The sequence below is a fragment of the Crenothrix polyspora genome (genome assembly GCF_900163755.1).
Taxonomy (GTDB): domain Bacteria; phylum Pseudomonadota; class Gammaproteobacteria; order Methylococcales; family Methylomonadaceae; genus Crenothrix; species Crenothrix polyspora.
On the sequence record NZ_FUKI01000171.1, the window covers coordinates 15240 to 40071 of the forward strand.

At 47.4% G+C, this 24832-nt stretch carries 22 protein-coding genes and 1 pseudogene; 20 read left to right on the top strand and 3 right to left on the bottom strand.

The annotated features are described in order from the left end of the window. Nucleotides 1-355: 355 nt before the first annotated feature. A complete protein-coding gene (locus tag CRENPOLYSF2_RS17940) occupies nt 356-2668 on the bottom strand; it encodes an NADP-dependent malic enzyme (RefSeq protein WP_087145326.1) in 2313 nt (770 codons plus the stop codon). 379 nt (nt 2669-3047) lie between these two features. On the opposite strand from CRENPOLYSF2_RS17940, the pseudogene CRENPOLYSF2_RS17945 reads away from it, so the two are divergent. The 5 genes and pseudogenes from CRENPOLYSF2_RS17945 to CRENPOLYSF2_RS17965 all read left to right on the top strand — a co-directional run bounded on the left by CRENPOLYSF2_RS17945 (nt 3048) and on the right by CRENPOLYSF2_RS17965 (nt 9813). Next, nucleotides 3048-3386: pseudogene (locus CRENPOLYSF2_RS17945) on the top strand (glutamine synthetase III domain-containing protein). Further along, nucleotides 3383-4585: an ammonium transporter gene (locus tag CRENPOLYSF2_RS17950; protein ID WP_087145327.1), complete on the top strand. Its 1203-nt coding sequence runs from the start codon at nt 3383-3385 to the stop codon at nt 4583-4585. The pseudogene CRENPOLYSF2_RS17945 and the gene CRENPOLYSF2_RS17950 overlap by 4 nt, the downstream one beginning before the upstream one ends. A gap of 9 nt (nt 4586-4594) precedes the next feature. Further along, a complete protein-coding gene (locus tag CRENPOLYSF2_RS17955) occupies nt 4595-5296 on the top strand; it encodes a hypothetical protein (RefSeq protein ID WP_087145328.1) in 702 nt (233 codons plus the stop codon). Nucleotides 5297-5408: 112 nt separating this feature from the next. Next, nucleotides 5409-8816 (top strand): response regulator, encoded by a 3408-nt coding sequence (locus tag CRENPOLYSF2_RS17960; RefSeq protein ID WP_245808056.1) that lies wholly within the window; start codon nt 5409-5411, stop codon nt 8814-8816. Continuing rightward, the gene (locus CRENPOLYSF2_RS17965; RefSeq protein ID WP_087145329.1) at nt 8806-9813 is read left to right on the top strand and encodes a response regulator transcription factor; all 1008 of its coding nucleotides are present in this window, start codon (nt 8806-8808) and stop codon (nt 9811-9813) included. Before CRENPOLYSF2_RS17960 ends, CRENPOLYSF2_RS17965 begins: the two co-directional genes overlap by 11 nt. Here CRENPOLYSF2_RS17965 and CRENPOLYSF2_RS17970 read toward each other — a convergent pair. Further along, entirely contained in the window at nt 9810-10577 is a 768-nt protein-coding gene (locus CRENPOLYSF2_RS17970; RefSeq protein WP_140396898.1) for a hypothetical protein, read from the bottom strand. The two genes, CRENPOLYSF2_RS17965 and CRENPOLYSF2_RS17970, sit on opposite strands and share 4 nt — an antisense overlap. Before the next feature lie 205 nt (nt 10578-10782). Here CRENPOLYSF2_RS17970 and CRENPOLYSF2_RS17975 point away from each other — a divergent pair, with 205 nt between their 5' ends. From CRENPOLYSF2_RS17975 to ureG, 15 genes are all read left to right on the top strand, one after another. Beyond that, nucleotides 10783-12015: a hypothetical protein gene (locus tag CRENPOLYSF2_RS17975; RefSeq protein ID WP_087145331.1), complete on the top strand. Its 1233-nt coding sequence runs from the start codon at nt 10783-10785 to the stop codon at nt 12013-12015. A 28-nt stretch (nt 12016-12043) separates the two neighbouring features. Beyond that, complete coding sequence (gene urtA / locus CRENPOLYSF2_RS17980; protein ID WP_140396899.1) at nt 12044-13345, top strand: urea ABC transporter substrate-binding protein; 1302 nt, start codon at nt 12044-12046, stop codon at nt 13343-13345. Between the two features lie 235 nt (nt 13346-13580). After that, nucleotides 13581-15179: an urea ABC transporter permease subunit UrtB gene (gene urtB, locus CRENPOLYSF2_RS17985; protein WP_245808057.1), complete on the top strand. Its 1599-nt coding sequence runs from the start codon at nt 13581-13583 to the stop codon at nt 15177-15179. Nucleotides 15180-15182: 3 nt separating this feature from the next. After that, on the top strand, nt 15183-16274 hold the full coding sequence (urtC, locus tag CRENPOLYSF2_RS17990) for an urea ABC transporter permease subunit UrtC (RefSeq protein WP_087145333.1): 1092 nt from the start codon (nt 15183-15185) through the stop codon (nt 16272-16274). After that, a complete protein-coding gene (gene urtD, locus CRENPOLYSF2_RS17995; RefSeq protein WP_087145334.1) occupies nt 16271-17059 on the top strand; it encodes an urea ABC transporter ATP-binding protein UrtD in 789 nt (262 codons plus the stop codon). The genes urtC and urtD overlap by 4 nt, the downstream gene beginning before the upstream one ends. Beyond that, nucleotides 17059-17841, top strand: coding sequence for an ABC transporter ATP-binding protein (locus CRENPOLYSF2_RS18000; protein WP_087145335.1), 783 nt, complete (start codon nt 17059-17061; stop codon nt 17839-17841). The genes urtD and CRENPOLYSF2_RS18000 overlap by 1 nt, the downstream gene beginning before the upstream one ends. 45 nt (nt 17842-17886) lie before the next feature. Further along, a complete protein-coding gene (gene cynS / locus CRENPOLYSF2_RS18005; RefSeq protein WP_087145336.1) occupies nt 17887-18330 on the top strand; it encodes a cyanase in 444 nt (147 codons plus the stop codon). Nucleotides 18331-18370: 40 nt separating this feature from the next. After that, on the top strand, nt 18371-18946 hold the full coding sequence (locus CRENPOLYSF2_RS18010) for a HupE/UreJ family protein (RefSeq protein WP_087145337.1): 576 nt from the start codon (nt 18371-18373) through the stop codon (nt 18944-18946). A gap of 2 nt (nt 18947-18948) precedes the next feature. After that, the gene (locus CRENPOLYSF2_RS18015; protein WP_245808058.1) at nt 18949-19785 is read left to right on the top strand and encodes an urease accessory protein UreD; all 837 of its coding nucleotides are present in this window, start codon (nt 18949-18951) and stop codon (nt 19783-19785) included. A gap of 14 nt (nt 19786-19799) precedes the next feature. After that, a complete protein-coding gene (gene ureA / locus CRENPOLYSF2_RS18020) occupies nt 19800-20102 on the top strand; it encodes an urease subunit gamma (RefSeq protein WP_087145339.1) in 303 nt (100 codons plus the stop codon). A gap of 9 nt (nt 20103-20111) precedes the next feature. Then, nucleotides 20112-20429 carry an urease subunit beta gene (locus tag CRENPOLYSF2_RS18025; RefSeq protein ID WP_087145340.1) on the top strand — a complete coding sequence of 106 codons (318 nt, stop codon included), beginning with the start codon at nt 20112-20114 and terminating at the stop codon, nt 20427-20429. Then, a complete protein-coding gene (gene ureC / locus CRENPOLYSF2_RS18030) occupies nt 20426-22129 on the top strand; it encodes an urease subunit alpha (RefSeq protein ID WP_087145341.1) in 1704 nt (567 codons plus the stop codon). The genes CRENPOLYSF2_RS18025 and ureC overlap by 4 nt, the downstream gene beginning before the upstream one ends. Next, nucleotides 22129-22563, top strand: a complete 435-nt coding sequence (gene ureE / locus CRENPOLYSF2_RS18035) for an urease accessory protein UreE (protein ID WP_336469740.1) — start codon at nt 22129-22131, stop codon at nt 22561-22563. The genes ureC and ureE overlap by 1 nt, the downstream gene beginning before the upstream one ends. Next, nucleotides 22553-23227: an urease accessory protein UreF gene (locus CRENPOLYSF2_RS18040; RefSeq protein ID WP_087145350.1), complete on the top strand. Its 675-nt coding sequence runs from the start codon at nt 22553-22555 to the stop codon at nt 23225-23227. Before ureE ends, CRENPOLYSF2_RS18040 begins: the two co-directional genes overlap by 11 nt. 8 nt (nt 23228-23235) lie before the next feature. Next, nucleotides 23236-23853: an urease accessory protein UreG gene (gene ureG / locus CRENPOLYSF2_RS18045; RefSeq protein WP_087145342.1), complete on the top strand. Its 618-nt coding sequence runs from the start codon at nt 23236-23238 to the stop codon at nt 23851-23853. Between the two features lie 114 nt (nt 23854-23967). On the opposite strand, the gene CRENPOLYSF2_RS18050 is transcribed toward ureG, so the two are convergent. After that, nucleotides 23968-24816 carry an SHOCT domain-containing protein gene (locus CRENPOLYSF2_RS18050; protein WP_087145343.1) on the bottom strand — a complete coding sequence of 283 codons (849 nt, stop codon included), beginning with the start codon at nt 24814-24816 and terminating at the stop codon, nt 23968-23970. Between the last annotated feature and the right edge of the window lie 16 nt (nt 24817-24832).

Consider the following 24832-nt stretch of genomic DNA (forward strand, 5'->3'; position numbering starts at 1 on the left):
AGTTGATCGGTAACATATCGCAATATTTAACATGATCATTTTAGGTGCGCTCTCGCGCCTTTATGGTGCAATCGGTTCAGGTAAAAATTAAAATCGGTTTTGCACAATAACGGTCATAGACTAATGAAATTTGAATTAAATTGGTGCAATTTATAGGGTTTTAATGTTAAGTAAATATTCCATTTTTAAAATAAGACCTTGTTTAAAAACTATTTAATATCATTATTACAGAGTTGGCATAAAAATAGCTTAGTAAATTATGTTATCGACGTAACTTACCTCTCCTGGTAACCCCCTGCTTGCTAGCCTAAAGCACCCACGCATTACCTTAACTCGACGGGGTAATGCGTTTTTTTTATCTTGCTTCTACAGCATCCAAAACACACAATGCCGTCATATTGACAATGCGCCGCACAGTGGCCGATTGGGTAAGAATATGCACGGGTTTCGCACAACCCAGCAATACGGGGCCGATAGCAATGCCATTGCCAGCGGCAACTTTGAGCAGATTATAAGCGATATTAGCCGCATCAATCGTTGGTAATACCAAAAGATTAGCACTGCCTTGCAGGGGTGAATTCGGCATCAGTTGTTTCAATATATCAAAATCCAGTGCCGTATCGCCGTGCATTTCACCGTCAACTTCCAGATTTGGTGCTTGCGTTTGCAGAAGGGCAAGTGTGTCGCGCATTTTTTGCGCTGATTCGGTGCTACCTGAGCCAAAGTTAGAATGCGATAGCAACGCAACACGCGGTATTAAACCAAATCGCCGCATTTGTTCCGCCGCCAGCAGCGTTATTTCGGCGAGTTGTTCCGCAGTAGGATTTTCATTGATGTGGGTATCCACCAGAGCAATCTGCCGTTCGGGCAAAATCAACACGTTCATCGCAGCATAAACATTAACACCCGGCCGTTTGCCCAGCACATGGTTAATATAATGCAGGTGCAGGCCGGTCGCGCCAAACGTGCCACAGATCATCCCGTCAGCATCGCCTTTATGCACCATCATGGCACCGATCAGCGTATGTCGGCGGCGCATTTCCAGTTTGGCATATTGCTCGGTGACACCTTTACGAATGGTCATCTGCAAATAGGTTTGCCAATAATCACGATAGCGCTCATCGTGCTCTGGGTTCACGATTTGAAAATCAATACCGGGTTTAAGCCGTAAGCCGAATTTTTTAATACGCCGTTCCAAAATAGCGGGACGGCCTATTAAAATCGGGTTGGCAATTTTCTCATCGACAATGATTTGCAAGGCTCGCAGAATGTTTTCTTCTTCGCCCTCTGCAAAAACAATGCGCTTTTTAGCGGCTTCGACGTGCTTGGTAAGTTGAAAAATAGGCCGCATAAACGTACCGCTATGATAGGCGAATTGCTGTAGATGCTCGATATAGGCTTGCATGTCCACAATAGGCCGTGTTGCCACGCCAGAATCTTGCGCGGCTTTGGCAATGGCGGGCGCAATTTTGGTCATTAAGCGGGGATCAAACGGCATCGGAATCAGATAATCAGCCCCGAAAGACAGATTGCTGACCCCATAAGTTTTTGCCACAACGTCAGATTGTTCGGCTTGCGCCAAATCGGCAATCGCCTGCACCGCCGCCATTTTCATCGCCAGATTAACGGTGGTCGCCCCGCAATCCAGTGCGCCCCTGAAGATATAGGGAAAACATAAAACATTATTCACCTGGTTGGGATAATCAGAACGGCCTGTCGCGATAACGGCATCATCGCGTACCGCCTTAATTTCTTCCGGCAGAATTTCAGGGGTAGGATTAGCCAAGGCGAAAATTAACGGCCTATCTGCCATACGTTTAACCATGTCCTGCTTTAACACGCCACCTGCGGATAAACCCAGAAAAATATCGGCGTTCTTTATGACCTCCGCTAGACTACGTGCGTCGGTTGCCTGGGCAAAACGGGCTTTATCAGGATCCATTAATTCAATACGCCCTTGATACACCACGCCGGCCAAATCGGTCACAAAAATATTATCGATTGGAAATCCCAGCTCAACCAGTAGATTTAAACACGCCAGCGCAGCCGCGCCCGCACCAGACACCACCAATTTACAGTGTTTAAGGTCTTTGCCAACCACTTTTAAGCCATTTAACAGTGCCGCCGCCACGATGATAGCGGTACCGTGCTGATCGTCATGAAACACCGGAATCTTCATGCGTTCGCTGAGTTTGCGTTCGATATAAAAGCATTCCGGAGCCTTAATGTCTTCCAGATTAATGCCGCCAAAAGTGGGTTCTAAAGCGGCGATGATGTCGCACAACCGATCAGGATCGGGTTCATTAATTTCCAGATCAAACACATCAATCCCTGCAAATTTTTTAAACAATACCGCCTTGCCTTCCATAACCGGCTTCGATGCTAACGGGCCAATATTACCCAAACCCAATACTGCTGTGCCATTGGTGACTACGCCAACCAGATTGCCTCGTGCGGTGTACTTAAAGACATTGGCAGGGTCGATAACAATTTCATCGCATGCCGCCGCCACGCCAGGCGAATAGGCTAATGCCAGATCACGTTGATTGGTTAAATGCTTGGTGGGGGTAACGCTGATTTTTCCGGGAGTGGGAAACTGGTGATATTCAAGAGCGGCTTCGCGTAATGACAAGTGCTGGTTTTCTTTGGGATCAGGGGATGATGTCATGCGTCGAGCATTCCTTGTGGCTGGCTTAAAAGGACGCTGATTTTAACAGAAACTACTTCCATTCAGTGGGTACTGAAAAAATTAAGAACCGAAGGTGACGACTACTGCAAGGGGCACTTTTTTAGTGCGAAAAATTAAAAACTCACGCCATCTTGGTGCAAATGTCAGGCTATCTTTCATGACATTTAATTCGTACTGCGCGGTATGACTTAGGCACTCCCCACTTTAGGTTAGTTAACTTATTGGCTCGATTATTGCTTTTATTCAATAACACTTACTATCAAAAAGGGGAATAACATGACTGGAAATACTGCACGGGCTGTTCAAAACATCACTAAAGGTGCGCTGTATTATGTCCATGTGTTTTATCCGTTAACCAATGCCACCGCAGATAAAGCACGATAGTTTTATCTCCGTGCAGCGTGACGGTTCGGTTATCTCTGAATTTAACGGCAAGGTATTGGTGCAAGGCGAACCGGACGGCTTTTCCTTCCCCAATGATGGCATACGCTCTATCTTTGGAGCATGTAGCTATGCTGCATGAGATGTCATCAGCCCTGCGTATATCATGACTATCGACAACGGTATTCCTACGGTTTTTGTCTCCTGGACAGGCGAAGCGCTGGATAAAAAAACACCGTTGCTGCGTGCCAATGCCGCCTATCGCTTTTTACGTCGTCTTTTTTTAACCTACAAATCTATAGAAATTTTGTTATGAGTGATTTACAACTTATTTGGGTAGCCATGTGTGTTGTACTGGTGTTTTTTATGCAGGCGGGATTCGCCTTTTTGGAGGCAGGTGCGGCGCGTGCAAAGAATTCGGTTAATGTACTGATGAAAAACTATATGGATATGTGTGTGGGGGGCTTGATTTTCTGGGCAGTGGGCTTTGGCTTGATGTTTGGTGACAATACCACGGGCTGGATGGGGATCGATCATTTTTTTCCACAACGCTTTACCACTGTTGAAGCCGTTAAGTTGGCTTACCAAACCATGTTTGCAGCAACGGCTGCCACCATAGTCAGTGGTGCGGTGGCTGAACGCATGCACTTTAACGCCTATTTTATTTTTAGTGCCTTGGTAACCGGCATTATTTACCCCGTGTTTGGTAGCTGGGCCTGGAATGAAAAGGGGTGGTTAACAAAATTAGGCTTCATCGATTTTGCCGGTTCAACGGTTGTACATTCAATTGGTGCGTGGTGTGCTTTGGCGGGTGTGATGGCTTTAGGGCCGCGTTTAGGACGCTATTCAAGACAGGGAGAAACCCGCGCAATCCCAGGACACAACCTGCCTTTGGTCGCCTTGGGCGGATTTATTTTATGGATGGGCTGGTTTGGTTTTAATGGTGGCAGTATCAGCACTCTGGAAAAAAATAACTTGGGGCTGGTGCTGCTAAATACTCATTTAGGTGGTTGTGCAGGTGGCGTGGGCGCATTATTTTTTATGGCGGTCAGAAAGCAGCCGGTATTAATGTCCGCTACGGTAAATGGGAGTATTGCCGGCTTGGTTAGCATCACGGCGGGGGCGGCTTATTTTTCGCCGTTTTCATCTATTCTGGTGGGTTTTGCTGGCGGTATTTTTTATCTGTTAGGGGTCAATCTGTTAGATCGTTTGCAACTGGATGATGTGGTCGGTGCTATTGCTGTACATGGCTTTGGCGGTGTCTGGGGAACGCTGGCAGTGGCCTTGTTTCCGCAGGGTGCATTTTCTTATTCGACGTTATTCGTGCAGCTGACCGGTGTCATCGTCGCGTTTGTTTGGGCCTTTCCTATGGCATTCCTGTTCTTTAAGCTGTTGGATGCCTGGTTAGGGGTGAGGGCATCCACACTGCATGAGCAACGGGGGCTGGATTATTCCGAACATTTTGAAATCGGCTATCCTGAATTTCAAAAACGCCTGGATTCAAATGATAATTGAGCACGCCCGATGACGGATATAAAAAAGCGCAGAAGGCAAGTCAGCTGGCTTTGTTTTCAGCCGTATTTATCTGAAGAGCAACGTGTTGAGGCGATCCAGATATTAGACCGGGACTATCAAACTGAGGGTATGAGCAGTTTGATCGCTTACGTGACCCGAATCTGTTCCGAGTTTGGTATTGATATGTCAAACAGAATAGCTTTGTATGGCCAGTTTCGTGAACTGATGAAAGAGGAAACAGTGCTATCGATAGACCCTTTGTCATTTGGTGTTGAAAGAGACCATGATGAATTGCGGCAAAAACAGGCTGAACCGAAGCTATCACCGTTTAAAACAGACCCCGCAGATTCGACAGTAGCACCGAAACTAACGGCGCATACCGTGATATTTATTTATTTTATGAAACAAGTCTACACACATCTAGCAGAAAAATCGGCGCTATTTCAGGTTCTTAAAGAGTTGTCCCTGGATAAAAGACAGGGCAAGAAAGACATGGCTGACAACGTTAATCGGTGGGCTGGCAATCCTAATAATTTTGCCTGGGCTGTCGGGCTGGATGAAAAAACGCTGGCTAGCCTGGTGCATTTGGTTTACACGGGTTTGTGTGAAATTCTGGGCCCTATTCATGCCGATGAGTGTTTTCATAAGGCCATCGCCCAGTGTGAAAAACTGCCGGAAGCCAAAGCTTTTTCACCGTCCCGTTTTCTATGATTGCCGCTTGGCTTATCTACAACATAATCATTCAGTTCCCCTCTTTGAAAAAGAGGGGTTAGGGGAGATTTTTTAAATAAATCCCCTTCAATCCCCCTTTTCAAAGGGGGAAGTGAATACATACTCCAAAACGACTGAGGAAGCCGGCATCCACCATAATATCTCTAAAATTCGTCGTGACTATAACGCCTGGGTTGCCAACGAAACCATGGAAGATTACGCCTTGCGCTTTGCACCGAGGACGTTTCGTAAATGGTCTGAATTTCAGGTGGCAAACACGGCTTTTGGTTCGACTTCGTTTCTGGTATTGGAAGCGATTGGGGGTTTTTTATCGATCAACTATGGTTTTACCAATGCGGTGTGGGCCATTTTAGCGGTGGGTTTAATCATTTTTATTACCAGCTTCCCGATCAGTTATTATGCCGCCCGCTATAACATTGATATTGATCTATTAACCCGTAGCGCAGGTTTTGGTTATATTGGCTCGACCGTGACTTCGCTGATTTACGCGTCTTTTACTTTCACCCTGTTCGCGCTCGAAGCTTCTATCATGTCGCTGGCCATCGAGCTGTATTTTCACATGCCTGTTTTCATTGCGCACATTATCAGTGCAGTTACGGTTATCCCCCTGGTCACCTTCGGGATTACCACCATTAGCCGCTTGCAACTGTGGACGCAACCGCTGTGGTTATTGTTGCTGATAACCCCGTATGTCGCGGTGTTTATGCGTGAACCTGAAGCTGTCATGACCTTACAAACCTACTTCTGGATTGCGGGTAGCGGCCAGGGTTTTAACTGGTTGCTGTTTGGCAGTGCCACAACCATTGCTTTTTCCATGGTGGCGCAAATTGGCGAGCAGGTGGATTTTTTGCGTTTTATGCCAGAACTCACGGCCAAAAACCGGACGCGCTGGTGGCTGGCGACAATAACCGCAGGCCCTGGCTGGATACTATTCGGCATGTTACGTCAGCTCGGCGGTGCGTTACTCGCCCATCTTGCCATACGCCACGGCATTACATCTGCCCATGCCCATGAGCCGACCCAAATGTATTTGGTCGCTTACAAGGAATTGTTTGATAGTACTACCGGCTTGGCGGTGACAACGTTATTTGTGGTTATTTCCCAACTTAAAATTAACGTCACCAATGCTTATGCAGGGTCATTGGCCTGGTCAAATTTTTTCTCACGCTTAACGCACAGCCATCCGGGTCGGGTGACCTGGCTATTTTTCAATGTTGCCATCGCACTGTTGCTGATGGAATTCGGTGTCTTTAGCGCACTGGAAAAAGTCCTGGGCTTGTTTTCCAATGTCTCAATCGCCTGGATCAGTGCGGTTGCCGCTGATTTACTCATCAATAAACCCTTGGGGCTTAGTCCCAAAAGAGTTGAATTTAAACGGGCTTATTTACCTGATCTTAATCCCGTGGGTACGCTTTCCACGCTGTTGGCATCGATTATTTCTATCCTGGCTTATCTGGGTTTATTCGGCCAATATGCACAGGCATTTTCTGCCTTTATCGCTTTAGGTTTGGCCTTCATATTAGTGCCTTGCATTGCCAAACTGTATGGCCGCAAACGCTATCTTACCCGCCCGCGTTTTCACGGCAAACACGGTAGCCACAGTGAATGCAGCATTTGCGCCAACGCTTTCGAACACGAAGACATGGCGTATTGCCCGTTTTATGAAGGTAGTATTTGCTCGCTGTGCTGTACTTTGGATTCGCGCTGTCTGGATGCCTGTAAGCCAGGTTTTAGGATGGATGATTACCTGGGAAAACTCGCCGTCACCTGCTTACCCAAACAGCTGACGATGACGGCACGCTTAAGGTTAATACGTTTCAGTCTCTTGTTTATATTTCTGACGATATTGACCAGCGTGTTTGTCGGCATTATTTACTATCAGGACTTATTGAATACCGCCCTATTTCAACCTTCATTTGATCTGTTGCTGGCAAACTTTGTGAAGGTTTATTCCTCGTTACTGGTCTTTATTGGTTTATGTACCTGGTGGTTGATCCTAAATGACGAAAGTCGACGGGTAGCCCATGAAGAAATTGCCTTGCAAACGCAACGCTTATTGACGGAGATTGCAGAACACACCAAGACTGATGCCAAATTGCAGGAAGCCACCAAGGCGGCGGACAAGGCCAATATAGCGAAAAGCCGCTTCCTCAGTACCATGAGCCATGAAATACGCACGCCGTTAAACAGTATTCTTGGCTATGCCTATATCCTGCAACAAGACCCGACGATACCCGCGCATCGTCGGCAAGCGGTCGATATTTTAAAACGCAGCGGCGACCATTTATCTTCGTTGATTGAAGACATCCTGGACATTGCCCGCATTGAAGCATGTAAGTTTGAATTCTCCAAGGAGTCCATCGATTTTCCCTTTTTTATTGAACATTTACTGAGTATTTTTAGGCCACAGGCAGAAAGCAAGGGCTTGACTTTTCATTGCCAGATTATGAACACCTTGCCGCAACGGGTGAGGGGTGATGAAAAACGAGTCGGACAAATACTAATCAATTTATTAGGTAATGCGATCAAATTTACCACAACTGGTGAGGTTATATTTCGCATTGGCTACAGTTGCGGTGTGACTACATTTCAGGTCATCGATACCGGCCCTGGCATACAGCCAGATCAGCTGGAAAATATTTTCCAGCCCTTTACCCAGATAGCACAGGACAATTTAGTGGCCGGTAGCGGCCTGGGCTTAACCATTAGCAAGGTGTTAACAGAATTGATGGGCGGTGAACTGGCGGTCAGCAGCTCTCCTGGCCAGGGTTCATCGTTTAGCGTGCGCCTTTTTCTGGCTAATCTGGGCGGCGAACAAGAAAAAATACCACAACAACCCATCGTGGGGTATCAGGGTAGGCGACAGGCTGTCCTTGTTGTGGATGACCAACCCGAACATCGCCAACTCATAAGCGATATTTTAGAACCCTTGGGATTTTATCTGCATGAAGCAATTTCAGGCCCTGATTGTCTGGACAAAATTAAGGCGAATCAACCGGATTTGATTTTACTCGACCTGTCCATGCCGGACATGGATGGACTCGAAACCGCCCACTGTTTACGCCAAAACAGCTATGTATTTCCCATTGTGATGTTAACTGCCAACGCGTATGCTTCTGACCGGGTCAGTGCCATCAATGCCGGTTGCAACGACTTTTTGGCAAAGCCCCTACAAGTCACAAAATTAATGAATAAACTCAAATTACAACTGGGCCTGACCTGGATTTATCAAGATGACGATTTGAAGATCCCCAATAAAATGATGCAGAACAAGTCCAATCTGCTCCTGCCATCTGGCCTATTGGAAGAGATGTTTGCCTTTGTACGGATTGGCGATCTTATGGGGCTAAACGCGTATCTGGACAAATTAATGCACAACAGCCCTGAATACCGGGATTTTGCACAAGCTATCCTCTTGCTCAGTAGCGAGTTTCGCCTGAGCGACATCAAAAAAATTCTGACCACCACCGCCGAGAAAACCAACCGTTATGACCAGTGAATCCCCCTCTGCTAACAGTATTGTCATGATTATTGATGATACGCCTGAAAACCTGGCTTTATTATCCGATACCCTCTCAGAATCGGGTTACCGCGTACTGGTGGCAACCGATGGCCTGTCAGCCTTGGAGCAAATTGGCTATCTAAAACCGGATATTATTTTGCTGGATGTGCTTATGCCCGGTATCGATGGTTTTGAAACCTGCCGCCGACTAAAGTCCGATCCTAAAACGGCGGCTATCCCGGTATTGTTCATGACGGCATTAAGCGAGCTGGATGATTTACTGCACGGCTTTGATGAGGGTGCTGTCGATTATCTGGTTAAGCCCATACGTCCACCGGAAGTGCTGGCCAGGGTCGAGGCGCAATTGAATCAAGTACGCAATACCCGACGTGCGGAAAGTGCTTTAAACAATAGTCCTTATGCGGCGCTGGCTGTAACGAATTTCGGCGATATCACCTGGTTACCAGAGGCGGGTTTACGGTGGTTAGGCGAATTTTTGCAGCAACCGGCCTTATCTGAAAATATCAAGCTTGGCTCCGTGTTGCCCGCTACACTGCTGGCATGGTTCACCGTGCAACAGCGTTTAGCACAAAGCGCGGAACCCACCAGTTTCGAAAGGGTTCGAGACGGGGTACATTTTTCTGTAAAACTGCTGCCTCGCCTCCATAACGATGAGTATCTTTTGTTGATGGAAAAACGCTCCGCACAGTGGAATATCGATTCCGTTAAAAACTCTTTGGGGCTGACTTTTCGGGAAGCGGAAATACTCATGTGGGTTTCCAGGGGCAAAACCAACAAAGAAGTGGGCATGATTTTGGATAGTAGCCCGCGTACAGTCAATAAACACCTGGAACATGTTTTTGAAAAGCTGGGTGTGGTCACGCGCGCGGCGGCGGTGTCTATTGTTATGCAACGGACAGCCAATTTATCCTCAATGCCAGACAGTTCAACCAGCCAGGACCTATCACTTATCGAAACCACCCCTTTATTTTAGCGGCGATGATGGCCTAATTCCAAAGTCACCGGCGAACCCTGGTTATAAATAATAATCTGTTTGCCATGTTCGTTTTCATTAGGCGAGCTGGTTTGCACCTCAAGCCCTTTGTCATCCACCTTTTTTACAGGCGCTGTTTTATCGATAGGAACGCTGGATTGGTCTTTGCTTTCTATACGTATTTCTGGCATCCAGCTCGGCGATATGACAGTTTTTTCGGCGGTGTTTTTTGACATCGGCAACGGCCACTTGAGTTGGTTTAATAAATTGAAACACACCGTACTGATATGGTCTGCCAGTTTATCGGTACTCAAAAATAGCTTGCTGGTCTGGTCAGCGGAAAAGCCCATCTTAAGTTCTGCACTTTGTTCTGGATGATCGATAGTCGTTAGTCGGCAGTCGATCGGCAGCACATCAGTTTTTTGAAAATCTAGCGCACGTGGGTCTGAATTGCCCGACGAAAAAGAAAATCCAGTCGGTGTGCTGCCATGCTCCACAGGTTTTACCGTTGCTATCAGGGTATGGCTAAATACCGTGTTTTCTTGCATTCCGATTGGGTAATGCCAGCCAAGCAAATTCTGACTGACCTGCCGCATAAGGTTTTCGGGTAATACACTCCGATCAGCAGCAGTAATCTGTAACTCAATGCGTCCCGCCTTGCTGAAATCAAACGCCTGCTGTTTTTTGACCGTTGCTGGCGCACAGGCCAGCAAGCCATAAACGGCAATGACAATGAGGTATCGTGTTGTTCTGCTAAATAGCATGATGATAAGTCTCATAAGGTTTTGCGAATTGTTCGATCATAAATGACATGGGATTTTCTGGCTATACGTCATTTAACTGATGAGTTAAATGACGCATTGTGCAAATTTCCTTTAAGCAAAATAATCCCCTTCAAGCCGTAAGTGTGGCTGCATTTGGATAAACCAAGTGCTTTACCCAATCAAGCTGACAATCAAGGGGTTTGACATGAAGGAAACAAAACAGATAAGGCAGACATTGAACAGAACGCCACTGCTTCCGGCAATAGCTTTGTTAATTTTGGCAGCAAGCCATGCAAAACCTGCCGAGGCGGGTGCTACATTTAAAATTGATGATACCAAATGGGTCAGTATTGGCGCTGGCCTGCGGACCAGTTTTCAGGCGGCGGAAGGCAAGGCCGGTGTTAATGGCAGTGACTGGAACAATGATTTTAACCTGGACAATATCCGTTTATACATGAATGCCCAGCTGCATAAATACATCAAGCTGGAATTCAACACCGATTGCCAAACCTGTGGCAACGGCGGCGAAATGCGCATTCTGGATGCTATCGGCAAATTTGAGTATAACCCGTATATTAATGTCTGGGGTGGACGGCTTTTGGTACCTGCAGAACGCCGTGAGATGAACGGGCCTTTTTACAGCGCCATTTACAATATCTTCAGTTCCGGTACCCCGTTTGAATCGGCTGATTATAATCTAACGATTAAGAACGATGGTACATCAGCCGGTTCGTTTGGCCGTGATGATGGTGCAGTAATCTGGGGAGCGGCGCTAAGTGGTCGATTGCAATATGCTTTCGGCTTTTTCCGAGGGCTAAGGGGCGGGGCCAATATTGACGACAATATCCTATATTCCCAACGTGTGGCCTACAACTTTTGGGAAGTGGAAAAAAACCCTGGCTATTATACCTCCGGTACTTACTACGGTAAGGGTGGAGACGTACTGACCGTTGCAGTTGCCAACCAGTACCAGGAAGACGGCGCAGGGACTGCACTGGATCCGGGTAATTTCCGTGGTACGTCCGTTGATATTTTGCTGGAAAAAGTTCTGGCCAACCAAGGTGTTATTACTTTTAACGGCGAGTACAAAAACTACGGTATTTCCAGTGGTTATAGTCAGGCCTCGCGTGATGCTGGCGGTGGATTTTCCATGTTTGAAGGCAATGCCTACGACTTTAGTGGCATGTACCTGTTCCCGCAAAAAATTGGTATTGGCCAGGTACAGCCCTATTTACGCTATGTGAATGTGTTACCTAGCGGCAGCACTAACCGCAACTCTTACGAAGGTGGGGTGAATTACATCATCGACGGCCATAATGCAAAAGTATCCCTCAGCTATGAATACGGCGATCTGATGTCCAAAGGCCTAAATTACAGCTCGACGGCCGCTGGTGACAGTGGCAGTGCCATCAAGCTGGGCTTCCAACTGCAAATTTAATCTGTGCAACTCAACCAGGATTATTGATATGAATAAATTATCCCAAACGTTACAAAATACCGTGGCAGCCGCTACGTTCGCTACGCTGTTGTTAATAACGGGCAATGCCAGAGCCGAAGATACCATCAAAGTGGGGGTATTACACTCCCTCTCCGGCACGATGGCGATCAGTGAAACTACCCTGAAAGACACTATGTTAATGCTTATCGATGAGCAAAACAAGAAAGGCGGACTCCTGGGCAAGAAGCTGGAAGCAGTGGTGGTAGACCCTGCTTCTAACTGGCCGTTGTTTGCCGAAAAAGCCCGCGAATTACTGACCAAAGACAAAGTGGCCGCTATTTTTGGCTGCTGGACTTCCGTGTCACGTAAATCGGTGCTGCCGGTGATTGAAGAATTGAATGGCGTGCTGTTTTATCCAGTGCAGTACGAAGGCGAGGAATCCTCTAAAAATGTTTTTTATACGGGTGCCTCCCCTAATCAACAAGCCATTCCGGCCGTTGATTATTTGATGAACGATTTGAAAGTCAAACGCTGGGTGTTGGCGGGCACCGATTATGTGTATCCACGCACCACCAATAAGATCCTTGAGGCTTATCTTAGATCCAAAGGCGTAGCCAAAAAAGACATCATGATCAATTACACGCCGTTCGGCCATTCAGATTGGCAGAGCATTGTTGCCGACATCAAGAAGTTTGGTTCAGGCAACAAGAAAACAGCGGTGGTTTCAACCATCAATGGTGATGCTAACGTGCCTTTCTACAAGGAACTGGGCAACCAGGGTGTGTCCGCTGAAAAAATCCCGGTGGTAGCGTTTTCGGTGGGTGAGGAGGAATTATCTGGCATAGACACCAAGCCACTGGTCGGTCATCTGGCCGCCTGGAATTACTTTATGAGTATCGACAGCACCAAAAATGCAGCGTTCATCAAGCAATGGCAAGATTACACCAAAAATCCTAAACGGGTGTCCAATGATCCAATGGAAGCCCACTATATCGGTTTCAATATGTGGGTGAAAGCGGTCGAGAAAGCCGGCAGTACAGACCCTGCCAAGGTGCAAGAGGCGATTATTGGCGTTGAATACCCTAACCTGACCGGTGGCACCGCCAAAATGTTGCCGAACCATCACATTAGCAAACCGGTGTTAATAGGTGAAATTCAGGACAATGGACAATTCTTAACTGTCTGGCAAACCAATACCTTGGTGGACGGTGATGCATGGTCAGACTTCTTGCCAGAAAGCAAACCGATTATTGCCGACTGGACAGCACCGATCAGCTGCGGTAATTACAATACCAAGACCAAGAAGTGTTCAGGGCAGAACTACAAGTAGCAGGGCTGGTTGTGTAGAGACGCAAAATCTTGGTAAAGTTTACTTCCCCCTTTGGAAAAGGGGGATTGAGGGGAATTTATTTAAAAAATCTCCCCTAACCCCTCTTTTTCAAAGAGGGGAACTGTGAACAATGACATGGCAATCTTGCGCCTCTACTCTACGGATTTTTCACGCAGAGAAAGAGAACATGAAACCGAACTTTACCAGGTGCTGTTGTTGCTTGATGGCAATACTCATGCTGCTGTTACCAAGCTTAACACTCAGTGAAGACAGTGCAAATGAGGCCGTCTACACGGCAGCGCTGGCAAGGCTAAATGCTACGTCCATGACTGAACGCAGTGCAGCGATAGATCAGCTGGCGGCGGTGAAAGCCCCGCGCGCGATTGTGATTTTGCAGGCCTTGTTGGACGGACACTTATTTAATCTTATCCTTGAGAATAAGCTGGTGATCGGTACGGAAATTGATGCCGGTTATAAGCTGATTGATGCTAAAAGTGGGCAAGATTTAGGGATTGCGGCGCGGGAGGCTACGCAAAAAATTAACCTCAATAATAGCCTCAGAGTTTCTTTACGTAAAACCCTGGGTCGTTTGCAGCTTAATGCGAACGAAGCCAAGGCAAGAATGAATGCCGTGCAAGCCATTGCCAAAGACATAGATTCAGAAAGTCTGGCATTGCTACGTGAACGGCTGGTTGTCGAAAAAGATGTCGGCGTACAGGATGAAATCAGATTGGTGCTAGGATTGGAACAGTTAAACAGTACCGACAAAACCGAGCGTTTAGGGGCGATAGATTTATTAAAAGATCAGGCTAATCAGGAGGTAGTTAACCGTTTGAATGCGCTACAGGATCAAGACACTGAGGGCCAGTTTGCAGAAACGGATGTGGATGTCCGCAACTATGCCAAGGCGGCTTTGGTGAAAATCAATGCGCGGTTAAAAGTGTATGCGGCCATAGAAACCCTGTTTTTTGGTTTAAGCCTGGGTGCGGTGCTGGTATTGGCGGCGATTGGTCTGGCGATTACTTTTGGTGTGATGGGCATCATTAATATGGCGCATGGCGAATTGATGATGCTGGGTGCGTATACCACGTATGTCATGCAACAGCTTATGCCGGATCACTTGGGCTGGGCATTGATACTGTCTATTCCGGCGGCGTTTGTAATCTCAGCGTTGGTGGGCATTGCCATTGAGCGCGGTATTATCCGTTTTCTTTATGGACGGCCTCTGGAAACCTTGCTGGCAACCTTTGGAGTCAGCCTGTTTTTACAGCAAACGGTACGCTCTATTTTTTCACCGTTAAACCGCAGCGTTGCCAGTCCTGAATGGATGAGCGGCACCTGGCAGATCAACGATTTCCTTTCCTTAACCTGGAATCGCTTTTATATCCTGGTGTTTTGTTTTCTGGTATTTGCGTTACTGCTGCAAATTCTCAAGCGTACTCGCTTGGGTCTGGAAGTGCGGGCTGTTGCGCAAAATCGCACCATGGCCAAAGCGATGGGGATACCCACAGCGCGTGTTGATGCGCTAACGTTTGGCCTAGGCTCCGGTATTGCAGGGATTGCCGGTGTAGCCCTCAGTCAGATTACCAATGTCGGCCCAAACTTGGGACAGGCCTATATTGTCGATTCCTTTATGGTGGTGGTGTTTGGTGGTGTGGGTAATCTTTGGGGTACGCTGTTGGCAGGGTTTTCTTTAGGGATTGCCAATAAATTACTGGAACCGGTTGCAGGTGCAGTGTTGGCCAAAATACTGGTCTTGATATTTATCATTTTGTTCATACAAAAACGCCCACGTGGTTTGTTCCCACAAAAAGGCCGAGCAGCGGAGAGCTAAAACATGTTAGCAACATTGTATAAACAAGATAAATTAGCAATCGGGTTATTAGGTTGCATCGCCTTGATTTCGGTATTGGTGCCGGTTTGCAATCTCCTTTTTCCCGTTGACTCGGTAATGCATTTTTCCGCCTACACCGTGTCGATCATGGGTAAGTATCTTACCTTTGCCTTGTTGGGCTTATCACTGGATTTGATCTGGGGTTATTGCGGCATTCTGGCGTTGGGGCAAGGGGCATTTTTTGCCTTGGGTGGTTATGCGATGGGTATGTATTTAATGCGCCAGATCGGTAACCGGAGCGTCTACGGCAATCCACTGCTACCGGATTTTATGGTCTTTCTCAATTGGACAGAGCTGCCCTGGTATTGGCTCGGTTTTGATCACTTTGGATTTGCAGCCCTCATGGTGCTAGTGGTTCCAGGCTTGCTGGCTTTTGTATTTGGTTGGCTGGCTTTTCGCTCGCGCGTGACGGGGGTGTATTTGTCTATTATAACCCAGGCATTAACGTATGCTTTACTGTTGGCCTTTTTCCGTAATGAAATGGGCTTTGGCGGTAATAACGGCTTAACCGATTTTAAAGACATTCTCGGCTTTAACATACAATCTGAAGCCGTACGCGGCAGCTTGTTAATGGTTTCTGGACTGGTGCTCATTGGGGCTTTTATGGCCAGTCGCTGGGTGATGCTCAGCAAATTAGGCAGGGTAGTCACGGCTGTGCGTGATCAGGAAAGCAGGGTGCGTTTTCTGGGTTACCGGGTAGAACACTTTAAACTGTGGGTTTTTGTGCTATCAGCCATGCTGGCAGGTATTGCGGGGGCTTTGTATGTGCCACAGGTCGGCATTATCAACCCCAGCGAATTTTCACCGCTAAACTCACTAGAAATCGTGATTTGGGTGGCGATTGGCGGGCGCGGCACTTTGTACGGTGCAATTGTCGGGGCAGTATTGGTCAATTATGCCAAGACCTTGCTGACCGGATGGGCACCGGAAATCTGGTTATTTTTCCTTGGAGCCACATTTATTCTGGTAACTATATTTTTGCCTGATGGTTTGGTGGGATTTTGGCAACGTCATAAACATGAGCAAAAACAATGAATGTGTTAGGCCTTGAAGCAAGGCAAGTCGATAACAGCCCTGGCCAGAAACCTATTTTATACCTGGAAGGTGTCAGTGTCAGTTTTGATGGTTTTAAGGCGTTAAATAATTTGTCGCTGTACATTGATACGGGGGAATTGCGCTGTTTGATAGGCCCTAATGGTGCCGGTAAAACCACGCTGATGGATGTAATCACCGGAAAAACCAAGCCTGACAGTGGTTCAGTCTATTTTGGCCAAACGCTTGACCTGTTAAAAATGGACGAACCGGCCATTGCCGAGGCGGGCATTTGCCGCAAATTCCAAAAGCCTAGTGTTTTTGAAATGCTCAGCGTATTTGAAAATCTGGAACTGGCTTTAGCGACTCATAAAGGTGTTTGGGCCACCCTGTTTGCCAAATTAAATAACCATCAACGCGAGCGTATTGAACAGGTACTGGAAACCATAGGGCTTACTGAACACCGATCACAACTGGCGGGTATCTTGTCACATGGTCAGAAACAATGGCTGGAAATTGGCATGTTGCTGATGCAGGAGCCTAAAGTGATGCTGGTGGATGAGCCGGTAGCGGGTATGACGCAACAGGAAGTCGAGCGCACTGCACAACTGTTATTATCGTTACAGGGTGAGCGTTCTATTATCGTGGTCGAACATGACATGGAGTTCGTGCGTTCTATTGCACAGCACCGTGTTACCGTACTGCATGAAGGCTCGGTGTTAACCGAAGGCACAATGGAAGAAGTGCAGAACGATCCACGCGTTAAACAGGTTTATTTGGGGGACTGATGCTTAATATTAGCGCATTAAATCAATTTTACGGTGGCAGCCATACCTTATGGGATATGAATTTTGAAGTACCTGCTGGTTCTTGCGTGTGTTTGATGGGACGCAATGGGGTGGGTAAAACCACTTTGTTAAAATGTATTATGGGGCTGATTGCAGCGCGTGATGGCACTATCAATTACAACGGCGCTGTGCTTAATAATGCCAAACCAGAACAGCGTGCTGAACTGGGTATTGGCTATGTACCGCAGGGTCGGGAGATTTTTCCTTTATTGACCGTGGAAGAAAATTTGCAAATTGGCCTGAGGGCGGTACGCAAACAAGGCATTAAAAAAGTCCCTGACCATATTTATGAGATTTTTCCGGTATTGAAGCAGATGCTCAAGCGGCGGGGCGGGGATTTGTCGGGTGGACAGCAACAGCAACTGGCTATTGGCAGGGCGTTGGTGCTAAATCCAAAATTACTCATATTGGATGAACCCACCGAAGGCATTCAACCTAATATCGTCACTGAAATTGGTGATGTCATCATCCGTTTAAACCGCGCCAAAGGCATACCGACGCCCTTACTTAAAACAGGGGATGCAGCAAAAGATGATGTCCGTGAAGGTATTATCAAAATCAAAAACGAATTGGGTGTGACCATATTGTTGGTAGAACAAAAACTGCCCTTCGCCCGTAAGGTGGCGGATAGATTTTATATTATGGATCGGGGGCGCGGGGTAGCAGTGGGGAGTATGTCAGAATTAAATGAGGGTATGGTTAAACAATATTTGACCGTATAAACAGCGTGTGAAAGGGTAGAGAGTGAAAGCTTAAAGGAGATGTTTATGACGCGTAACGAAGTCACCGAAATGATAGTCACGCATAAGCTGCGTAAAAAACTGACTTGGCTGCAATTAGCCAAGGCCATTGGTCAGAGTAAGGAATGGACAACCGCTGCATTACTGGGGCAGATGACATTGAGTGCCGAACAGGCCAAGGAGATTGGTGAATTGCTGGAATTACCCACTGAAGCGATAGAACAGTTACAAGTGGTGCCTTATAAGGGATCTTTGCCAAGTTCAGTGCCCACTGACCCCTTAATTTACCGTTTTTATGAGTTGGTCAACGTTTATGGCACGACGTTTAAGGCACTGATTCATGAAGAATTTGGCGATGGTATTATGAGCGCTATCGATTTTTCGATGGATCTTCAACGTGAACCTGACCCCAAAGGCGATCGGGTCAAGATAGTGATGAGTGGCAAGTTTTTGCCTTATAAACGTTATTAAACGTCTTCACTGAGAATTTAGCATAAACAGCGAGAATGACATGAGCAAACAATTAGTGTTAACCAGTCTATTATTGGGAATAAGCCAATCTGCATTGGCACATACCGGCATGGGCACAACGCATGGCTTTATGGCTGGATTTGTCCATCCCTGGCAGGGTGTTGACCATCTGTTAGTAATGTTCGTAATTGGTTTGTGGGGCTGTGTATTGGGTGGTAGGGCTTTGTGGATTTTACCACTAAGCTTTTTGATGCTTATGGCAGCAGGCGCAGGATTAAGCTTTGTAGGGATTAGCCTCCCTTTTGCGGAATTGTGGGTAGCATCTTCAGTTGTGGTATTTGGCCTAATAATAGGGTTTAACACACGACTATCAGAACATTGGGCAACAGGCTTAGTCATGGTGTTTGCCTTGTTTCATGGCTATGTCCATGCTGAGGAAATCACCAGCGGAACTGCACATTTACCCTATGTCCTAGGCTTTTTGGTGGCGACGGCTTTGTTACATTTACTGGGTATTGGCGCAGGTTTATTCAGTACCAAGCCTGTTCGTATCTTAATGATAAGTTTTGGCTGGGCTTGCGCGACGGTGGGTTGCTTTTTGCTAGCTGGGTATTGAGCTTGAACAATCAAGCCGCCGTTAAAAGTGAAGTGCTGGGTTGGCAAGCATCATTAAACTTAAGCTTTGCCGCCACTAGTGAAAAAACTTTATTGGTAAAGCGCCAGCATGTGGGTCCGCTTACCGTACAACGACCCTTTTACCCTGAGGGTGACGGCGTATGCCATGTGTATATCCTACATCCCCCTGGTGGCATAGTTGGCGGTGATTGTTTGGCTATTAGCGTTGATGCAAAAGCACACAGCCATGCATTGATTACTACGCCGGCTGCCGGAAAGTTTTACCGCAGTTCTGGCGAGCAGGCCATGCAGATCGTTGAGATCAATGTTGCAGAAAACGCTGCTGTAGAATGGCTACCCCAGGAAACTATTATTTACCAGGGCGCACGGTTAAAATCTGTGGTGAAGGTTAATCTGGCGGCGACGGCGCGTTTTATCGGCTGGGAGATTTTATCCTTGGGACGGCCAGCCAGTAACGAAGGCTTTGATTATGGTTTGGCCGATTTGCACTGGCAAATTTATTATCAGAATAAGCCGATATTTTTAGAACGCTTACAGCTGGATGCCAAAGCCTTTGCTGCCCGTTGGGGGTTGCAGGGATTTTCAGCTTGTGGCACCTTGTTTGCCACACCGGCTAGCAGCGAAAGTTTAGTGGCGGTGCAGTCATTGATTGGCGATACTAAAGGACGCGGGGTGACCCGTATTGATAATGTATTGGTGTGCAGAGGCTTGGATAATAGAACGGATACGTTACGGCATTTTTTTGAACAGGTCTGGGCGATTGTTCGCCCCGACATGCTGCAACGTAATGCCTGTGCGCCACGCATTTGGGCTACTTAACTGGAAGAAAAACGATGCAATTAACACCGCGTGAAAAAGACAAGCTGTTGCTGTTTACCGCAGGTTTGCTGGCCGAACGTCGTAAAGCCAGAGGTCTTAAACTGAATTATCCGGAAGCGGTTGCTTTTATCAGTGCCGCAATAATGGAGGGCGCACGCGATGGGCGTACGGTAGCCGAACTCATGGAATTTGGCCGTACCTTGTTATACCGCGAGGATGTTATGGATGGCATTGCAGAAATGCTGCCGGATGTGCAGGTGGAAGCCACCTTTCCTGATGGCACCAAACTGGTGACTGTTCACAACCCGATTGAATAGGAGTAACGCATGATTCCAGGTGAAATTATTACCGTTGAAGGCGATTTGGAACTGAATGTTGGCCGCCCAGTAATCAGCGTTTTAGTCGCCAATAGCGGTGACAGACCGATACAGGTCGGTTCGCATTACCATTTTTTTGAAACCAATCCGGCCTTGCATTTTGATCGCCCACTAACACGGGGCTATCGGCTGGATATTCCGGCAGGGACAGCAGTGCGATTTGAGCCAGGACAGCAACGTGAAGTTAGTATGGTCGCTTTGGCCGGATTGCGGCGTATTTACGGTTTTCGTCAGGATGTGATGGGTGCTTTGGAGAATAACGTATGAGCCGAATTAGCAGACGCGCTTATGCCGATATGTTTGGGCCTACCACCGGTGACAGGGTACGTCTAGGCGATAGCGGCCTGTTTTTGGAAGTAGAGGCAGACCGTACCGTATATGGCGATGAAGTCAAATTCGGTGGCGGTAAAGTCATACGTGACGGCATGGGTCAAAGCCAGGTAGCTGGAGTTTTGGCGATGGATTTGGTTATCACCAATGCGCTTATCGTCGATCACTGGGGTATTATTAAAGCCGATGTCGGTATCAAAAACGGTCGTATTGCCGGTATCGGTAAAGCGGGTAATCCAGATACCCAGCACGGTATCGATATCATCATAGGCCCAGGTACCGAGATTATTGCCGGTGAAGGTCAGATTCTGACCGCTGGGGGGATTGATGCCCATATTCATTTCATCTGCCCACAGCAAATTGACGAAGCTTTGATGTCAGGAGTAACGACCATGATTGGCGGCGGTACGGGCCCTGCAACAGGGACAAATGCCACAACCTGTACACCAGGGCCGTGGAATTTACACACCATGTTCCAGGCACTGGATGGCTTCCCCATGAATTTTGGTTTGCTCGGCAAAGGTAATGCCAGCTTGCCCGATGCCTTGGAAGAGCAAGTCCACGCCGGTGCAATGGGTTTAAAGCTCCATGAAGACTGGGGCACGACACCGGCGGCCATAGATTGCTGTCTGGGGGTCGCTGAGCAGTTTGATGTACAGGTTGCCATCCATACCGATACGCTGAATGAATCCGGATTTGTGGAAGACACTTTTGCCGCGTTCAAAGGCCGTACCATCCACACCTATCATACCGAAGGGGCTGGTGGCGGCCATGCGCCCGATATTATCAAAGCTTGCGGCGAAGCCAATGTATTGCCATCATCAACCAATCCAACGCGGCCTTATACCATCAATACAGTAGACGAACATCTGGATATGCTGATGGTTTGCCATCACCTTGATCCTGGCATTGCTGAGGATGTGGCTTTTGCTGAATCACGTATCCGCCGCGAAACTATCGCCGCCGAAGATATACTACATGACCTAGGTGCATTCTCGATGATTTCATCCGATTCACAAGCGATGGGGCGCGTTGGGGAAGTCATTATCCGCACTTGGCAGACCGCTCATAAAATGAAAGCACAGCGTGGCCAGCTCAAAGAAGATGCTGCACATCATGACAATTTCCGCATCAAACGCTATATCGCCAAATACACTATTAATCCAGCGATCAGCCACGGTATCTCCCATGAAGTGGGTTCCATCGAAGTGGGTAAACTCGCGGATTTGGTATTATGGCATCCGGCTTTTTTTGCCACCAAGCCTAGCCTGATTCTTAAAGGCGGCTTTATTGCCGCAGCCCCAATGGGCGATCCTAATGCCTCAATTCCAACCCCGCAACCGGTGCATTATCGACCGATGTTTGGCGCGTTTGGCCTCACGGCAGCGGCAACGTCGATGTTCTTTTTACCACAAGTGGCTGTTGATGCTAACCTTGCAGCTACTTTAAGGCTAAACAAGCAAGTGGGCGCGGTGAAGGGGACACGCAACATTGGCAAAAAAGATTTGATTCATAACCATTACCAGCCACACATAGACGTGGATGCACAAACTTACGCCGTGCGTGCTGATGGCCAGTTATTAACCTGCGAACCGGCGGATATACTGCCTTTTGCCCAACGTTATTTTTTATTTTGATGATGCTGAAACTCACTGAATTCGCCCCACAGGAAAGTCCCTCTGACGATGTGGTGACACTGCCTTATGATGCGCGGCAGAAAAGTCGCTTGTTAAGCAAAACCGATAGCGGCATCAAAATCGGTATGTCTTTGCCGCGAGGTCAAGTATTACGACAGGGCTTTGTGTTAACCGGCTCCGATCATTTTCGGGTACGCATTAATGCCGCCCCCGAAGCGTTATCGATAGTCCGTACCGAGGATGCTTTACAATTCGCCCGTGCCTGTTATCACCTGGGTAACCGCCATGTGGCTTTGCAGATTTTACCCGGCGAGTTGCGTTTTCTGACCGATCATGTCTTAGATCAGATGCTGGTGGGTTTGGGTTTGACAGTAACGCATGACGTATTGCCGTTTGAACCAGAACACGGTGCTTATCATGGCCATGGGCACTGATCTGGCGCTATTGCGCTTGCTGCAACTGGTGAGCCCTGGTCTGCCAATTGGCATGTACAGCTATTCCCAAGGGTTGGAACGTGCGGTCGATGATGGTTGGGTAAGCAATGCCACCGAAGCGGGTGAATGGATTGGCGGCTTGATAGATAGCTGTATGGCATGTATTGATTTACCTATACTGGCACGCTTGTATGATGGCTGGGAACACAATGCGGAAGAAAGGATTATTTATTGGAGCCAAATCTTGATCGCTTGCCGCGAAACGGCCGAACTTCGGGCAGAAGATCGACAAACAGGTCAGGCTCTGGCGCGTTTACTCGACGCATTGGCGTTAACGAAAATGCAGCCTTGGATACGTCACCCTGAAGCCACGCTGGCAACGGTATTTAGTTTTGCGGCTGTTAACTGGGGAATTACCCAACGCGAAACCTTGATTGGTTATTTATGGAGCTGGTTGGAAAACCAGGTGCTATGCGCGGTGAAATTAGTGCCATTAGGGCAAGTGGCGGGGCAACGATTATTAATGGATTTAGCAGGCAAGATACCGGTTTTAGTCGATGAGGCTTTAAGCCGTGCCGATGCCGACATCGGTGGCAGTGCGTTTGGACTGGCGTTAGCCAGCAGTCGGCATGAGATGCAGTATTCCAGATTATTCCGTTCTTGAGGGAAAGTATGAATAACAAACAAATATTACGCGTTGGTATTGGGGGGCCTGTGGGTTCAGGCAAAACGGCATTGGTGGATGCCTTGTGCAAACACATGCGCGATGAGTTTGAAATCGCTGTAGTCACCAATGATATTTACACCCGTGAGGATCAGCAGTTTTTAATCCGCAACCAGGCGCTGCCGGAAGAGCGTATTTTAGGTGTCGAAACCGGCGGTTGTCCGCACACGGCTATTCGTGAAGATGCGTCGATGAATCTGGCCGCTGTCGATGAATTAAGCCAGCGTTTTGATAATCTGGATTTTATCATGGTCGAAAGTGGTGGCGATAACCTCAGTGCCACCTTCAGTCCAGAGTTGGCCGATTTGACCATTTACGTGATAGACGTATCGGCTGGTGACAAGATACCGCGCAAAGGCGGCCCCGGCATTACCCGTTCGGATTTGTTGGTCATCAATAAAATCGATTTAGCGCCTTATGTCGGTGCATCGTTGGAAATCATGGATCGGGATGCTAAAAAAATGCGCGGCGAGCGGCCTTTTGTGTTCAGTAATTTAAAAACCGGTATTGGGCTTAATGATATTAGGGATTTTATTGTTGAGCAGGGGATGTTGGGCGCTGGCTGAGCCTTGCCATCTATTGCATATTCTACTTATCCGATATGTCGTTTATCAAATAGCGGCTATTATTTAACGGCATGACACAGATACTGTCATGCCGTTCTTATCTGAAAATCCAAGTTATAATCTGGCTAAAAGTTCCGCTTTTTTGGTACTGTATTCAGCATCGGTCAAAATACCTTTTTCTTTTAAATTGGCCAATTTCTCAATAGCGCCGAAAATATCCGCGTCTTGATTTACACTGGTCGTATCAATAGAATTAGGCTGGCAGGGAGGTTCTGGCTGAGATTGAATCGGGGTTTGCACAGGCACATTATCAACAGAAATAATGGGTAGGGACTTAACATCCACCAGCCCATATTGACTGGTAAAGGTAATAGACCCCCCGACCGACTGTTGTTGGGAAAAGCCACCAATTTGGTGATCCAACGTATCGTACAGCGTTACCTGACCATTAACCTCAATAGCCAGCCGCCGAATGGTAGCAAAGTAAGCATAACGCACGTTATTTTGTGCGCCAGTGCTATTAGGAAATTGCAGACCTGCTGGCCACCAATTCCCAGAACTACACGCAGGTGGTGGCACAAACAAACTCACCGCCGCCGTAGAACCAGTGCTGTTTTGTTGTTGATTGTTGCTGTAATTACTCTGCTGTTGCGTGCCCTGGTTTTGAGACTGAAAGCTGCCAGTTTGAATAAGCCCTGGTTGATTGGCGATCAAGTTGGACAGTTCTTGACATAGGCCACCGACACTGTTTTTTAAGCCATTATTGAACATATCACCCAGCATAATCATGCCACCGCGCATCCATTGGCCAGAACCACCAAACTCAGGATGATTAAACTGTGCCATAGAACCGTTGCCGTTGATGACTGACTGCAACAGGCTGAACACAGCATCCGCGCTAAAACCATAACGCTGTGCGAGGTTATTGATGATTTGCTGGCCTTCAGGTGTAAGTTGTTTCATTAAAGTTTCTGCTAAG

What these genes read in the sequence shown, in the direction of transcription:
- CRENPOLYSF2_RS17940 (WP_087145326.1), bottom strand. Translation starts at nt 2,668, where the DNA reads ATGACATCATCCCCTGATCCCAAAGAAAACCAGCACTTGTCATTACGC.
- CRENPOLYSF2_RS17950 (WP_087145327.1), top strand. Translation starts at nt 3,383, where the DNA reads ATGAGTGATTTACAACTTATTTGGGTAGCCATGTGTGTTGTACTGGTG.
- CRENPOLYSF2_RS17955 (WP_087145328.1), top strand. Translation starts at nt 4,595, where the DNA reads ATGACGGATATAAAAAAGCGCAGAAGGCAAGTCAGCTGGCTTTGTTTT.
- CRENPOLYSF2_RS17965 (WP_087145329.1), top strand. Translation starts at nt 8,806, where the DNA reads ATGACCAGTGAATCCCCCTCTGCTAACAGTATTGTCATGATTATTGAT.
- CRENPOLYSF2_RS17970 (WP_140396898.1), bottom strand. Translation starts at nt 10,577, where the DNA reads ATGCTATTTAGCAGAACAACACGATACCTCATTGTCATTGCCGTTTAT.
- CRENPOLYSF2_RS17975 (WP_087145331.1), top strand. Translation starts at nt 10,783, where the DNA reads ATGAAGGAAACAAAACAGATAAGGCAGACATTGAACAGAACGCCACTG.
- urtA (WP_140396899.1), top strand. Translation starts at nt 12,044, where the DNA reads ATGAATAAATTATCCCAAACGTTACAAAATACCGTGGCAGCCGCTACG.
- urtB (WP_245808057.1), top strand. Translation starts at nt 13,581, where the DNA reads ATGCTGCTGTTACCAAGCTTAACACTCAGTGAAGACAGTGCAAATGAG.
- urtC (WP_087145333.1), top strand. Translation starts at nt 15,183, where the DNA reads ATGTTAGCAACATTGTATAAACAAGATAAATTAGCAATCGGGTTATTA.
- urtD (WP_087145334.1), top strand. Translation starts at nt 16,271, where the DNA reads ATGAATGTGTTAGGCCTTGAAGCAAGGCAAGTCGATAACAGCCCTGGC.
- CRENPOLYSF2_RS18000 (WP_087145335.1), top strand. Translation starts at nt 17,059, where the DNA reads ATGCTTAATATTAGCGCATTAAATCAATTTTACGGTGGCAGCCATACC.
- cynS (WP_087145336.1), top strand. Translation starts at nt 17,887, where the DNA reads ATGACGCGTAACGAAGTCACCGAAATGATAGTCACGCATAAGCTGCGT.
- CRENPOLYSF2_RS18010 (WP_087145337.1), top strand. Translation starts at nt 18,371, where the DNA reads ATGAGCAAACAATTAGTGTTAACCAGTCTATTATTGGGAATAAGCCAA.
- ureA (WP_087145339.1), top strand. Translation starts at nt 19,800, where the DNA reads ATGCAATTAACACCGCGTGAAAAAGACAAGCTGTTGCTGTTTACCGCA.
- CRENPOLYSF2_RS18025 (WP_087145340.1), top strand. Translation starts at nt 20,112, where the DNA reads ATGATTCCAGGTGAAATTATTACCGTTGAAGGCGATTTGGAACTGAAT.
- ureC (WP_087145341.1), top strand. Translation starts at nt 20,426, where the DNA reads ATGAGCCGAATTAGCAGACGCGCTTATGCCGATATGTTTGGGCCTACC.
- ureE (WP_336469740.1), top strand. Translation starts at nt 22,129, where the DNA reads ATGATGCTGAAACTCACTGAATTCGCCCCACAGGAAAGTCCCTCTGAC.
- CRENPOLYSF2_RS18040 (WP_087145350.1), top strand. Translation starts at nt 22,553, where the DNA reads ATGGGCACTGATCTGGCGCTATTGCGCTTGCTGCAACTGGTGAGCCCT.
- ureG (WP_087145342.1), top strand. Translation starts at nt 23,236, where the DNA reads ATGAATAACAAACAAATATTACGCGTTGGTATTGGGGGGCCTGTGGGT.
- CRENPOLYSF2_RS18050 (WP_087145343.1), bottom strand. Translation starts at nt 24,816, where the DNA reads ATGAAACAACTTACACCTGAAGGCCAGCAAATCATCAATAACCTCGCA.